The organism is Paenibacillus sp. B1-35 (assembly GCF_050474385.1).
Taxonomy (GTDB): domain Bacteria; phylum Bacillota; class Bacilli; order Paenibacillales; family Paenibacillaceae; genus Paenibacillus_B; species Paenibacillus_B alvei.
On sequence record NZ_JBCHVJ010000003.1, the window covers coordinates 199,287 to 212,406 of the forward strand.

Here is a 13,120-nt window from a genome sequence, read left to right on the forward strand (position 1 = left end):
GAAGGCAATAAGTCTGGGGAATACATATAGGAGGAATTATGTAGTAACTGTTGAATAGATTACGGAGTTATGGCATCGTATTCATCTTTAACTGTCTATCTGTCTATTTGAAGGAGGAAATGGATTTGGATCGTTCTATTTCGGAAACGATAATTCAGCGAAAAGGTGCATCGAAAGAGGCGAATATTCCGAGTGAAGTTCAGCAGCTCCTTTGCACTGGAGCGATTGAAAGTGTAAATTTAACAGAATGGCTGACTGTGGATCACGTTATGCTGCTTGAACATGTGCTGCCGGAAATCGACTTAGAAGGCCATCTTCCTAAGCTGCTTATGGAAATAAAAGAAACGGACAGCAGACGCGGCATGAAGGCGATACGTTTGATAGGACAGCGTTTGTACGATTATTGCGAAAATGAGAATACTCCTGTAGTAGAAACTGAACAATTTCATAGAGTAGCCAATCATCGCTCGGATTCTGTTAGATGCTGGGCTGCCTACATGGCAAGCGGTGATGCACAGTTATCCGTGGAAGAGGCGTTGTCCCGCATTCGTCGTTTCGCGGCGGATCCGCATTTTGGCGTTAGGGAAATTGCATGGATGGCAGTGCGCTCTCATATTGACTCGAATTTATCTGAAGCGATAGCGATTTTGATTGCTTGGGCAACCGATGACGATGCAAATGTACGCCGCTTCGCAACAGAAGCGACAAGACCGAGAGGGGTATGGACGAAGCATATTGAAGCATTGAAGCAAAGCCCATGGCTGGCGCTACCGTTGCTTGAACCGCTCAAGTCAGATTCGGCTAAGTACGTACAGGATTCGGTCGGCAATTGGCTGAATGATGCGAGCAAGACGAACCCAGAGTGGGTTCAAGAGCTGTGCGATCGTTGGAGCGCAGAATCTAACACGAAGGCAACAGCGCGAATTGTAAGCAAGTCCCTGCGTACCTTGCTGAAGCAGGCCCAGTAAGCGCAAGGGAACTATATCTTATATTTGGCTGATCCGCTGATAACTCTATTAGCTAGATGCCAAATCACTAAAATCCCAGATTTTCTGCCCTATGCTTAGGTGCATGGTTAGGGAATCTCACAATAAATATTCAAAATGGATTGACAGGGATAGGTAAAACAATCTAATATTGTTATTACAATCCGTAAAAATAGTATGACCTTATGGGTCTTAAAGAGCGAAGCACGCTTTTTGCCAATCGGCAATTAGCGTGCTTTTTTTGTTTTGTGGTGTGCTCTGCAAGTGAACTGCTGCTAGTGAAGGCAGATGAGTTAGCAAAAGTCAGAAGAGATGGCCTTTGTGCATAGGTGTGGGGGGAGGGATGCCAACTTCTGATTGACTTCGAATAAAGAAGGAGGAGATAATTGGAATAAAATTACGAATTTTGTGTTGAAATCTTAAATTTTTCCGATATATATGATATGTTCCATAATTTTCGCACCTTAGAGATTCATACAAGAGAGATAAGAGATGAAGTGGCTCATCCACGTAATCAAGCCAAATTTCAGTATAGGAGAAGATACTTATGAAAAAGGTTATACTCTCGACATTGGCGGCAGCCACACTCTTGGCAGGTTATACCGCTGCGCCGGTTAAGGCTGAAGCAGGTGTGGATACCGTTAAAGTCAATTTGAAGGCTGTCTCTACGTTCAAGGATGTGAAGGGTCATTGGGCAGAAAATGTTATCGCTAGGGCACTAGAGTTGAAACTGATAACAGGCTACGAAGACGGAACATTTAAACCAAACGGTCAAATTACTAGAAGTGAATTCGCTTCTATTCTCAGCCGAGCTACAAAGCTTGCTGCATCTGCTGGAGATAATCCATTTACAGACATGAAGGGTCATTGGGCAGAAGCGGCAGTCACGCAGTTGACAGCTCAGGGTTTTATTAAACCTGGGGACTATCCAAATGGATTTAAGCCGAACACCCAACTGACTCGGTATGAAATGATGAAGTGGATTGCAAACGGTCTTATTGCTTCCAACGAAACGTTTAAACAGGCCTTCGAAGATACCCAGAATACTTTAATCCCAGCACCAGAGGCAATTCGTGGGGAAATTAGCGCTGAAAAGATTCCTTACATTGCACTTGTTCGCGGCACCGGTATTGCTGGCGGCTTCGAGGACGGAACCATAAAACTCCAAAACACGACCACACGAGCTGAAGTAGCTGCGATTCTATTGCGTTATATGGACGTAGAGGGGAAAAGTGCGGATGCATATCGTGATCTTAATGAACTGAGAGAAGTCGGAACGACAGGTACGAATGTGATTACCCTTGCAGGTTACAAATACAATCAAGGTAGTTTTGCAGATATAGTTAACACTCCAATAACTCTGTCGAACAAATCAGCGAGACTTAAAGTCAAACATTATATTGTTGTTGATGCTAGAGCAGGTAATTTAAAAGGTGTTTATTCTTCTCTGTTCTATCCCAAAATTGAAAATTATCAAAAAGGACAATTCATAGCTTATGCGGAACTCGATTTTACATCTCTTATCGATAAACCGAGTGCTCTGACCTATAGTCAGGGATTAAAGACACTTCTGATTACTTTTTACAGAATCGCAGATAAAAATTATGTGGATTCAGTTGGTATTGAAACATTCCCACAAAGCACTGCAAACTACTTTAAGAAAAATGAAACGAAAACACTATGGACTACTGGTTTTTTAGACACTAAAGGGAAGTTCAGTATTCGAAATGATAACGGGGAAATTGTATCCTTCCAAAAAGATTAAATTAAATAGTTGGTGAGCATACATGCGCAATAGAAAGCGAGGAGCGTCCTTTTCCTTCTTTATGTCGCTGGTGATCTTATCTTGCAGTGTTGTTTTGGTCAGTAATATCAGTAACAGCATTGTGCAGGCTGCAGACACCTATCCGCCGAAATCTCATACAATTAATGAGACTATCCAAGCTGAACCTGTACCTGGAAACCCCGGAACCTACTGGTATCAATTGGACAACGGGGATTTCAAGGCCGACTATACTGGAGGCTCGGTAACAGTCTCGAATGCAGGTTCATGTAATAATCCTTTTCCTACAGATGAAAAGGTAGTTCCAGATGATGTAGATCTATCGAAATACCCGGCTACAGATTGGGGGAATTACCAGGGGTGGCGCATTTCTCCAGATGGAGTCACTGGTAAACATCTAAAGCAAGTTGTATGGTCTCCAGCTCCGTCATATGAAGCAGTTGGAGATCCTACAATTACAAGCAGTAGCACAGCTATTCTCCAAACAAAAACTGGGGGATCTAAGATCCCGACTGACGGACCTACGGAATTCATGAAGCGGCCAAATCGATGTCCCAAGGTCACTGTCATGTATTTAACTCCAGTTCGAATAATTTGGGAAGGGACAATTCATCAAACGAAAGAGATCGATGTAAATCCTGATTCTATAATCAAAGTAGGACAAAAAGTGCAAATGAACGCAAGCGTTAAAACCAAAAACTGGGGACAAGATAGTTGGAGCAATGGGGTTTCCGTCGCTTCCAGAGCAGCAGAAACAAGGTGGTACAGTTCAGATTCAGCTATCGTGGAAATTAGCAGTACAGGGGAGATAACCGGTAAAGCTCCGGGGAAAGCCAGAGTACGAGCCATTTGGGACAATGGGACATACCGGATCTCAGACACTGCTGAGATTACGGTCACCACCCAACCTGGACTTGTTGTCAATCTGCCAGACGCGTGTACATCTGATACGGCAATTCCAAAGCAAGCTGAAGCGGCTCTAACAAAACCCGATAAAAAAACATATATATTGAAGAGTCACCCTAAATTAACATGGAGCAGCTCAAACGAAAGTATTGCAAAAATCACGCCGGATGGAAAAATAACGATCACGGGTGTAGAGGGAAACACCAACATAACCGCTCATTTTTATGACCCCACTCAAAATCTTGACGAAACGGATACCAAAACTTTTAAAGTCAAGGATTGCAGTACGGGCGGTGGCGGCAATGACGGGAATGATGGGGGTGGAGGAAGCTGCTCTCCGGTTATTAGCTCTCCTTCGAAAGGAATCGTAAATTACAAAATGGAAATGGAGCCTTCCTCCAGTGGTGTAGTGCATGCCGATGAACGGGGCAGCGAGCATTTCAATGTTCTAAAAGGCATTCCAACATCAGAGTCCCTTTACGTAAATGTTTTTGGTAAGAACTATTTATTCCAAAACAAGTTTGCCAATATGACGGGCAAGGTAACGTACACGGTTCAGGTAAAAAAGACGTATATTCTCAAATGGACCATACCTGGTTCGCCTGGCGACCCTCCAACACCACCAGTCTCCAAGAGCGATACAGTGACTGTAACCAAAGACATTACAGTCGAAAGACCTTATTCTTATTGGCAAATCGACAATCTTGAAGCGTACAAGATTTCTAAGGCAACGGTTACGAATTATGCGCTTCCGAGTGGAAACATAACTCTTAATCCAGCAGGATATGCGGCGCCGAATCTTACATCTTCCAACAGTGTCCATGTTAACGATCATGTGCAACCATCTCCCTGTCAATCTATAGATTTGGGAACAGAGACAAAGGATGGAGGTTCATCACGCCCTTCTGTTCCTGATGAAACGAGTGAATTCCGTTCTAGGGCTGAGTCTAGTGTCGGACAAAATAAAGTTCGAAACGATTATGTTGTCTTCAATGGCTCTACAATCATGAACAACGGATGGGTGGATCAATCCGCACCGGCTCCAGGTTCAATTCCTTCTTCTCCTGTAATTGAACGAGATGTATTGTACGGGAAAAACTACATGATCAGCAAAACACTTGTGAATAAGGCCAATACCCCAAGCTCAGGCACAATCTACTACAGTCTCATACCCGGCAATATCAATGGCGGCGGTGACAAGCAATTCCCAATCAACGGCATCAACACCGTAACCGTACATACGCCTGTCGTGAATTACTCGTCGATTACCGACGATCGAGAACATAACCAAAAGACAATACCAAACGATAATCGTGCGGCGTTAATTCTGGATCGGCCTTTTTCGATCCGCATACCGACGAGCGGTCAGCATGTAAACGATCCGGGATACGGCAACCGCGACTATGCGAAATATTTCCGTACGAAGCAGGTATGGTTCCCATTCGATGTCTACACAGCAGATCGGGGCACATTCATTCCGAAACGTACATGGACAGATATTCCCGTTACCCAACTGGATACGACGTTCTTTCTGCCAGTCTGGGTGGATGAAGGAGATTACACAGTCTTATTCCGAAATGTCGCCGAAAATACACCGGATTCCTTCACGCATCAGCCAACAGCCAACACGGATTGGCAGCATCATGTGGCGACTCACGAAATCGCAGTGGAGGTTATTGGCAGGGTGTATGATTTCCATGTGACGGACATTATGGATTTCAATTGGGAAACCGTGTTCCGCAAGCAAAAAGGAAGCAGTGAGCCGACAGGGAATTCCTATTGGGTCGGAGCGAATGGCATCGATGGTGAAGCTCGAGGCCATGCATTTCCTTACGAGCTGCCTGTGCGCAAAGGCAGTCACCCGGATCCATCCTTCAAGAATGTAGCGGTGAAGACGGGATACGCCTTCAAGTTTGACCTAAAGACAAAGGGAAATATGTTCGGTCCAGGAGATGGCATTCATCTGAAGCCGACATTTTACTTTACGGACAGTAAGGGGCAGAAGCGTCAGGAAGTGGATGTGTACTATCATACAGAGGCAAAAAAATTCATTCGCATTGGTTCGGCAGACGATAAGTTGAAGCGGAGCATGGCGCTGAATGCGCGCCTCCGCAATATACCAGGGCAGCTTATCGCGGATGCCGCGGCTCGTTTTTACGAGCTGTTTGCCAGCAGTATGATGGTGAATCGTCAGGCATATATCGACGCATGGGTGAGAGCGGCGAAAGACCCTACGGTGATCGGCAGCTACAGTGACCTGTTCCTGCCGTACAATGTCCGCACATTACACGGGCCGACAAATGTGCCGTCAGGCGTCTCTGCGGCACGCGCCTATGCATCCATTCAGCAATGGTACGGCGAGTATAATTTGCCTGCCAAGTTGTATATCGTGCCTAAGGGCTTTGATTTATCGAAGCAGTTCAGCTTTAACGATAAGGCCCCGTTCTTCCTGCGCGATGGCTTTCTCATCGTGAACTTCGACATCGAGACCGTTCGTGATGGACAGAAGGGCAGGCCGCATTTGCAATACATCAAGGCTCCGCTGACGAATCAATGGAAGCGCGAAGGCTCTCGCTCCCAGTTCACGGATCCGTACGGCGTCACCTTCCAACTGCGTGATGGAGATGTTATGTTCTATCGGGCAGATCAATCGTCTGTAGATGATTTTGGGGTGACCGGCACGCACTAAAGTGCTGCAGTTCGACTAAAATATTTACATCACAAATATACTTGCGGTTAAACAATAACCCGTCATAGAAACTCAGATAACTAGAGTTCATTACGGGTTATTTGTATTGTAATGTGAAGATGTTTAAGTCTGTTACTCTGGTAATGATGAATCGGAGCAATGTGACCAGCGCTGCTGCCAACGGCAGAGATTGTAGCCCCTATGCACCGTCAAGCAGAAGGCAGCCGAACCAAGCGCCCTAGCACTTTCAAGATAGAAGACGGCGATGTTTTGATAATGGCTTGCAGATTAGGGCTTGAACCTCTACTCGCGTCACCTTTTATGCTGTATTTGAGGAATTTAATAGGAAGGTGACAACAATGAATGAGTCAAGCAGGCCGACACGCAAAGAAATGGCAATCATCCAACTGATGCTGGCCATCTCCTTAGTGCTAGGGGTTCTCCCCCCGCTTGTGATGTATTTCGTGACAAGGAAGTCAACATCGTATTATCGTGAAGCTAGCCGCAAAGCACTGAACTTTCACTTGACCATTTTCCCGCTCTTTATAGTGAGCTATGCTTTGCCGTCGTTGTACAAGTACATTCTGCTTATGATCGAGACAATAATTATTTTGTATGCAATGATACATATTGCTAGAAATAAGGCATACCGTTATCCAGCCATTCCTTACATCAAAAAACAGACAGAATCGAGGCGAGTTTATCATGACTGGCATGCTGACAATCGGACAGTTGGCGGAACGAACAGGAATCACGATTCGAACGCTTAGATATTATGACAAACTTGGATTGCTAACGCCTAGCGACTACAAGGAAGGCGGGCACAGGCTCTATAATGCGGACGCCCTCAGCCGATTGCAGCAAATTCAGGCTTTGAAGTTTATCGGGTTTTCACTCAAAGACATTGCCGATTTATTAGAGATACAGCAAGCAGAGCAGCAGTATATTCGGAAGGTGATGGCGTTCAAAAAGAAAGAGCTTCTTGCAGAACAGGAACGAATTCAGCTCATGCTTGACCAATTGGATCATATGGATACAATCATTTGCCATCATCCAATCATTGATTTGCGTCTGTTTTGCTTTATCGTACACTCGATTCTATGGGAGGAAGAGCACATGGAGACGCATAACCTAGGAGGAAATCCAATTCACAATTTTCGCAATGAGGCACGGGCTGAACTGGATCGGAAGTATTTCGCATTGCTCACAGATATGAAACAACTGGTTGCGAGCCAAGCAAGTCCGGATTCGGAGGAAGCGCAGAGGTTCATGCAGCGATTTATGGAGCTGTATGAATATACCATAGCGAAAATCAGTTCCTCATCGGTGGCGAAGGCAGATCCACCAATGGATCACTCTAACATACTCGTTCCATTTACAGAAGAAGAACAGGAATTTCTAAAAGAAGCGTTCCAAGTGATGTCTTGTAACCAAGAGAGTTAGGCTATTTCCATTCCTATGGGGTTCAGGGATCGTCGCTTATTGTGCCTGTCATTGAAGCCGATCATATCAGAGCGCTGATATGTGTGCTTGCCAATGTGGACAAGAAGCGGCTTATGACTTGGCAAACGATTAGTGTTGCGGCTTGGGCAATCGGCACAGGGGGGGCTGCTCCTCGGCGTTGATTAGTACAATGGCAGCATCTAATGTACATACTTTCGCGGAAATGGGGCTGCTCCTGATGAGAATCCGATCCCTCGGTTCAGCCCCTGTGCAGTGCGCACATTCATAGCGTAACAACAAAAGGTTAGCCGCGCTCCCTATAGCAGCAGCTTGGCAGCAATCGGATAATGATCTGATGCGAGCGATTGAATGACTGTTCTATCATCGCTAAGCTCCAGACAATCATTGACGAAGATGTAATCAAGCATCTCGACTGCATCCCCTGCAGGGAAGGTGTAGGTCTCAAGCTCACCTGCGAAAGCGCTGCGGAATGCTGATGACATTTCGGCAACTTCGATAGAATCCGGATGTGCATTGAAATCTCCTGTCACGATGCACGGTTCTGATTTGCGGCTTGCGATGGAAAGTATTTCTCTCACTTGGGCAACCCGCTCAGGCTGTTCCAATCCCAGATGTGTGTTGTACATATGCAGAATTTCCCCGCCGACATCCAGAACAGCAGCAAGCAGGCTGCGTTGTTCGCTCTCGTCGCTGCTGAGCAGATGGTTTTGATGCGACAGAATCTTGTACTTGCTCAATATCGCTGTCCCATATTCTCTTTGCTGCGTTCGCCCTGGTTCAGGCGCTCGAACCACGTTTGCCCCGTAACACCAGTGCATCCCTAATTGTTCAGCAAGCATCGCGATGGTATCCTCGTAATTACTTCGAGCCGAAAAATAACGGTCGACCTCTTGCAAGCCGATGATGTCCGCCCCGGACGCACTAATCACTCCTGCGATGCGGCTCACATCATATACGTGATCCATTCCTTCACCATGCTGGATGTTATACGACATGACCGTCAACGAAATTTGCGATATGGACATAGTCTCACCCCTTAATTGCGCCAATCATGACGCCTTTTTTTACAAAACACTTTGCAAAAATAGATATAATAGCAGAATCATCCCCCACTAAAAAAATTTGCAAAGAAATCATCGTCGTGAACAACTGCCGTCCTGCCAAATCTATTCGTGTGAGCGGGTAGGCGGCAGCAATCGTCATCGCTAGATTAATAACTGTTCCTATTATCGTATAAATGAGCGTAATTGCATATCCATTCCAGATTCGGCGCCGAAAAATGAGTTTCGCCCATTTTCCATATAATTGTTTGACAGACGGATCAGTCATGTTATAATAACAACTGTCAGTCTAATTGATAATGAATATCATTATTGAAAATGTAAATTGATTCTATCCGCTTACATATCAACTTTCTCACATCGAGAAGAGGTAAGGATGGTCTATGAAAAAGAGATATTTAGCCATCGCGCTTGTCATATTATCAATCGTATCGCTTTTTATTGGTGTTACGGATATTAAGCCGCTTGATCTGCTGAACATGACCGATGAGAAAACGTTAATTTTGCTCAAGAGCAGAATTCCGCGTCTAATCAGTATCATTCTTGCAGGTGTCAGCATGAGTATATGCGGTCTCATCATGCAACAGCTTAGCCGCAATAAGTTCGTATCGCCAACGACAGCCGGAACACTCGATTCCGCAAGACTTGGAATCCTGGTATCCTTAATGCTCTTCACCACATCGAGCCCGATTGTGAAGATGCTGGTCGCATTCGTTTTCGCATTGCTGGGAACGCTGCTGTTCATGAAGATTCTAGATCGAATCAAGTTCAAGGATACAATCTTCATTCCGCTTGTTGGATTGATGTTTGGTAATATTATCAGCTCGATTTCTACCTTTTTTGCATATAAGTATGATCTGATTCAGAACATGTCCTCCTGGCTGCAGGGTGACTTCTCCATGATTATTACAGGTCGCTACGAGCTGCTGTATATCAGCATTCCGCTCATTATCATTGCGTATCTGTATGCGAACAAATTCACGGTTGCAGGCATGGGTGAGGATTTTTCGAAAAACTTGGGACTGAACTACAAGCGCATCGTCAATATCGGATTAATTCTCGTTGCGCTTGTGACGTGCACGGTCGTACTGACCGTAGGAACGATACCGTTCCTCGGACTGATTATTCCAAATATCGTGTCGATGTACCGTGGTGATAACTTGAAGAACAGTCTGTCGCATACGGCGCTGCTCGGTGCTGTGTTCGTTCTGTTCTGCGATATTTTGGGGCGTATTATCATTTATCCATATGAATTATCGATCAGCTTAACGGTCGGGGTAATAGGAAGCGCCATATTCGTGTACATGTTGATGAGGAGAAGGGCACATGGGTTATAAAGCGAAAACGGGTATTCTGGCTCTCCTGGCACTTGCCTTAATCGGATTGTTTCTATTCTTGAAGCTGGGTGACAACTGGGATTATGTGCTTCCAAAGCGTACGCTGAAGGTGCTGGCGATTGTGCTCACTGGGGCGGCGATTGGATTCGCAACGACCGTATTTCAAACGATTACGAACAACCGGATTTTGACGCCTAGCATACTGGGACTGGATTCGCTATACATGCTCATCCAGACATTTGTTATCTTCGTGTTCGGTTCGAAGACATTGATGATGATGAGCAGCAACATGGATTTCTTAATGTCAGTGGGCATCATGGTTATTTTCTCAGGACTCTTATTCCGGTTCATTTTTAAGGGCGAAGGTCAGAATGTATACTTCATGCTTCTCATCGGGATTATATTCGGTACTTTTTTCGGAAGTGTATCTACCTTCATGCAGGTGCTGATTGACCCGAGCGAATTCTTAATTGCCCAGGATAAAATGTTCGCCAGCTTCAATAACGTCAATACGAAGCTGCTGCTTATCGGTGGGATACTGACATTGCTCGTTACGCTCTATTTCCTTAGATTCGTTAAGTATTTAGATGTACTGGCACTCGGAAGAGAGCAGGCGATTAACTTAGGTGTTCCATATGATTACGTCGTGAGAAGGCTGCTTTTTGTAGTAGCGGTTCTCATCTCCATCTCGACAGCGCTAGTCGGACCGATTACGTTCCTTGGCTTGCTCGTCGTGAACGTTACGTATCAATTTTTGAAGACGTACCGACACAGTTACTTAATTCTAGGTTCCGTGCTTATCAGCATTATTGCACTGGTGGGCGGTCAGCTTATCGTGGAGCGGGTATTTACGTTTTCCACCACGCTAAGCGTCATAATCAATTTCGTCGGTGGCGTCTACTTTATCTATCTTCTATTGAAGGAGAATAAATCATGGTAGAAGTAAGAGGCGTATCCAAACAATACGGTGGCAAAAATGTGGTTGAGAATGTATCAGTTACAATTGCCAAGGGTAAAATCACATCCTTCATCGGTCCAAATGGTGCAGGGAAGAGTACGCTGCTCTCTATCATAAGCAGGCTCATTACGAAGGATTCGGGAGAAGTCCATATCGATGGCAAAGAAGTCAGCGAATGGAACAGCAAGGATCTGGCCAAGAAGATATCCATTCTGAAGCAATCCAATCATGTCAATCTGCGCTTGACCATTCGGGAGCTTGTCTCCTTCGGGCGGTTTCCCTATTCGCAAGGGCGCTTGAATGATGAAGATTGGAAGTACGTAGATGAGGCAATTGAGTACATGGGCCTTTCCGGCATGCAGCACAAGTATCTGGATCAGCTGAGCGGCGGTCAGAAGCAGAGAGCTTACATTGCTATGGTTATCGCACAAAACACGGAGTACATTTTACTGGATGAGCCACTTAACAACCTGGATATGAAGCATTCCGTGCAAATTATGAAAATCCTTCGCAGACTGGTTAACGAAATGGGCAAGACCATCGTGATCGTAATTCATGATATTAACTTCGCATCCTGTTACTCGGACTATATCGTCGCATTGAAAGACGGCAAAGTAGTCAAGGAAGGCTCGACGCAGGATATCATCGATACTAAGGTGCTGCAAGACATCTATGATATGGATATGTGCATTGAATGCATTAACGACAATAAGATTTGTGTGTATTTTGCCTAAGCAAGGCGACATCGGTTACACCGTTCGGTAATGTTGCAATGCAGCATGCATCTGTGCAGCAACGCGATATTAACGGCGAAAATATATAAGGTTCAAAATATGTTGTAGAGGTGAAAAGAAGTGAAAAAAACAGTATTAATCCTACTCATTGCCATGATGGCAACGCTGGTTGCAGCATGTGGTTCCAATAAGTCAGACAGCAGTAATGGTTCGGCATCTACGGGAACAGAAGCGAATCAAGCAGCGGAAGAAATTCTTGTTAAGCATGAGCTTGGCGAAACGAAAGTGAAGAAAAACCCTTCCAAGGTCGTTGTATTCAGCTACGGCGTTGTGGATACTTTGGACAAATTGGGTGTTGAAATCGCAGCCTTGCCGAAGGCGAGCCTGCCTCCTTACTTGAAAAAATACGAAGATGCGAAATATGTGAATGCAGGCGGCTTGAAGGAGCCGGATTTCGAAGCGATTCATGGTATGAAGCCCGACCTGATTATCATTGCAGGACGTCAAGCGAAATTGTATGATCAATTCTCTGAAATCGCACCAACGATTTATATGGACGTTGATACGAAACGCTACATGGATTCTTTCAAAGAAAACACACAAACATTGGGCAAAATCTTCAACAAGGAATCTGAAGTTCAAGCAGAGCTGACCAAGATTGAAGAGTCCGTTAAGGCTTTGAACGAAAAAGCGAAAGCTGCGAACAAGAACGGACTTATAATCCTGGCGAATGACGGAAAAATTAGTGCTTACGGTGCAGGTTCCCGCTTTGGTATCATTCATGATGTATTTGGGGTTACGCCTGTAGATACGAACATTAAAGCATCTACGCATGGTGATCCAGTATCCTTTGAATATATTGTTGAAAAAAATCCAGACTACTTGTTCGTTGTTGACCGCGGTGCAGTTGTCGGCGGTGAATCGTCTGCGAAGCAAGTCGTTGAAAATGATCTTGTGAGAAGTACGAAGGCATATAAAGAAGGCCATATTGTTTACTTGGATCCGAACTACTGGTACTTGTCCGGCGGCGGTCTCATTTCTGTAGAGGAAATGGTGAAGGAAGTAGACGGAGCAATGAAATAATTCAGTTCTGCTGCGAAACAAGAGCATGAATTGAACCCAAGTGCATGAGACGTGCGAATGTTGCGCATGTTCTCGTGCACTTTTTTTATTTCCCACAACAGCGAAGCGGACAGAAAGCT

The 13,120-nt window shown here is 45.0% G+C and carries 12 protein-coding genes; 10 read left to right on the forward strand and 2 right to left on the reverse strand.

Annotated features, from left to right (window positions below):
- Positions 1 to 119 precede the first annotated feature (119 nt).
- The 6 genes from ACQ5BJ_RS12715 to ACQ5BJ_RS12740 all read left to right on the forward strand — a co-directional run bounded on the left by ACQ5BJ_RS12715 (position 120) and on the right by ACQ5BJ_RS12740 (position 7,989).
- Entirely contained in the window at positions 120 to 968 is an 849-nt protein-coding gene (locus tag ACQ5BJ_RS12715) for a DNA alkylation repair protein (protein WP_430113403.1), read from the forward strand.
- 565 nt (positions 969 to 1,533) lie between these two features.
- Positions 1,534 to 2,751, forward strand: coding sequence for an S-layer homology domain-containing protein (locus ACQ5BJ_RS12720; RefSeq protein WP_430110751.1), 1,218 nt, complete (start codon positions 1,534 to 1,536; stop codon positions 2,749 to 2,751).
- 22 nt (positions 2,752 to 2,773) lie between these two features.
- Positions 2,774 to 6,364, forward strand: coding sequence for a DUF5704 domain-containing protein (locus tag ACQ5BJ_RS12725; RefSeq protein WP_430110748.1), 3,591 nt, complete (start codon positions 2,774 to 2,776; stop codon positions 6,362 to 6,364).
- Between the two features lie 359 nt (positions 6,365 to 6,723).
- Positions 6,724 to 7,134 carry a DUF4870 domain-containing protein gene (locus ACQ5BJ_RS12730; RefSeq protein ID WP_268621960.1) on the forward strand — a complete coding sequence of 137 codons (411 nt, stop codon included), beginning with the start codon at positions 6,724 to 6,726 and terminating at the stop codon, positions 7,132 to 7,134.
- Positions 7,070 to 7,807 (forward strand): MerR family transcriptional regulator, encoded by a 738-nt coding sequence (locus ACQ5BJ_RS12735; RefSeq protein WP_268621961.1) that lies wholly within the window; start codon positions 7,070 to 7,072, stop codon positions 7,805 to 7,807. The genes ACQ5BJ_RS12730 and ACQ5BJ_RS12735 overlap by 65 nt, the downstream gene beginning before the upstream one ends.
- A gap of 41 nt (positions 7,808 to 7,848) precedes the next feature.
- Positions 7,849 to 7,989 carry a hypothetical protein gene (locus tag ACQ5BJ_RS12740; protein ID WP_430110745.1) on the forward strand — a complete coding sequence of 47 codons (141 nt, stop codon included), beginning with the start codon at positions 7,849 to 7,851 and terminating at the stop codon, positions 7,987 to 7,989.
- Between the two features lie 135 nt (positions 7,990 to 8,124).
- On the opposite strand, the gene ACQ5BJ_RS12745 is transcribed toward ACQ5BJ_RS12740, so the two are convergent.
- Together ACQ5BJ_RS12745 and ACQ5BJ_RS12750 are read right to left on the reverse strand one after the other, a co-directional pair.
- Positions 8,125 to 8,853, reverse strand: a complete 729-nt coding sequence (locus ACQ5BJ_RS12745) for an endonuclease/exonuclease/phosphatase family protein (RefSeq protein WP_430110742.1) — start codon at positions 8,851 to 8,853, stop codon at positions 8,125 to 8,127.
- A 4-nt stretch (positions 8,854 to 8,857) separates the two neighbouring features.
- The gene (locus tag ACQ5BJ_RS12750) at positions 8,858 to 9,157 is read right to left on the reverse strand and encodes a hypothetical protein (RefSeq protein WP_430110739.1); all 300 of its coding nucleotides are present in this window, start codon (positions 9,155 to 9,157) and stop codon (positions 8,858 to 8,860) included.
- Positions 9,158 to 9,272: 115 nt separating this feature from the next.
- On the opposite strand from ACQ5BJ_RS12750, the gene ACQ5BJ_RS12755 reads away from it, so the two are divergent.
- From ACQ5BJ_RS12755 to ACQ5BJ_RS12770, 4 genes are all read left to right on the forward strand, one after another.
- Complete coding sequence (locus tag ACQ5BJ_RS12755; RefSeq protein ID WP_005544126.1) at positions 9,273 to 10,226, forward strand: ABC transporter permease; 954 nt, start codon at positions 9,273 to 9,275, stop codon at positions 10,224 to 10,226.
- The gene (locus ACQ5BJ_RS12760) at positions 10,216 to 11,166 is read left to right on the forward strand and encodes an iron chelate uptake ABC transporter family permease subunit (protein ID WP_163975259.1); all 951 of its coding nucleotides are present in this window, start codon (positions 10,216 to 10,218) and stop codon (positions 11,164 to 11,166) included. The genes ACQ5BJ_RS12755 and ACQ5BJ_RS12760 overlap by 11 nt, the downstream gene beginning before the upstream one ends.
- A complete protein-coding gene (locus ACQ5BJ_RS12765; protein WP_005544124.1) occupies positions 11,160 to 11,918 on the forward strand; it encodes an ABC transporter ATP-binding protein in 759 nt (252 codons plus the stop codon). Before ACQ5BJ_RS12760 ends, ACQ5BJ_RS12765 begins: the two co-directional genes overlap by 7 nt.
- A 120-nt stretch (positions 11,919 to 12,038) precedes the next feature.
- Positions 12,039 to 13,001, forward strand: a complete 963-nt coding sequence (locus tag ACQ5BJ_RS12770; RefSeq protein ID WP_268599433.1) for a siderophore ABC transporter substrate-binding protein — start codon at positions 12,039 to 12,041, stop codon at positions 12,999 to 13,001.
- Positions 13,002 to 13,120 lie beyond the last annotated feature (119 nt).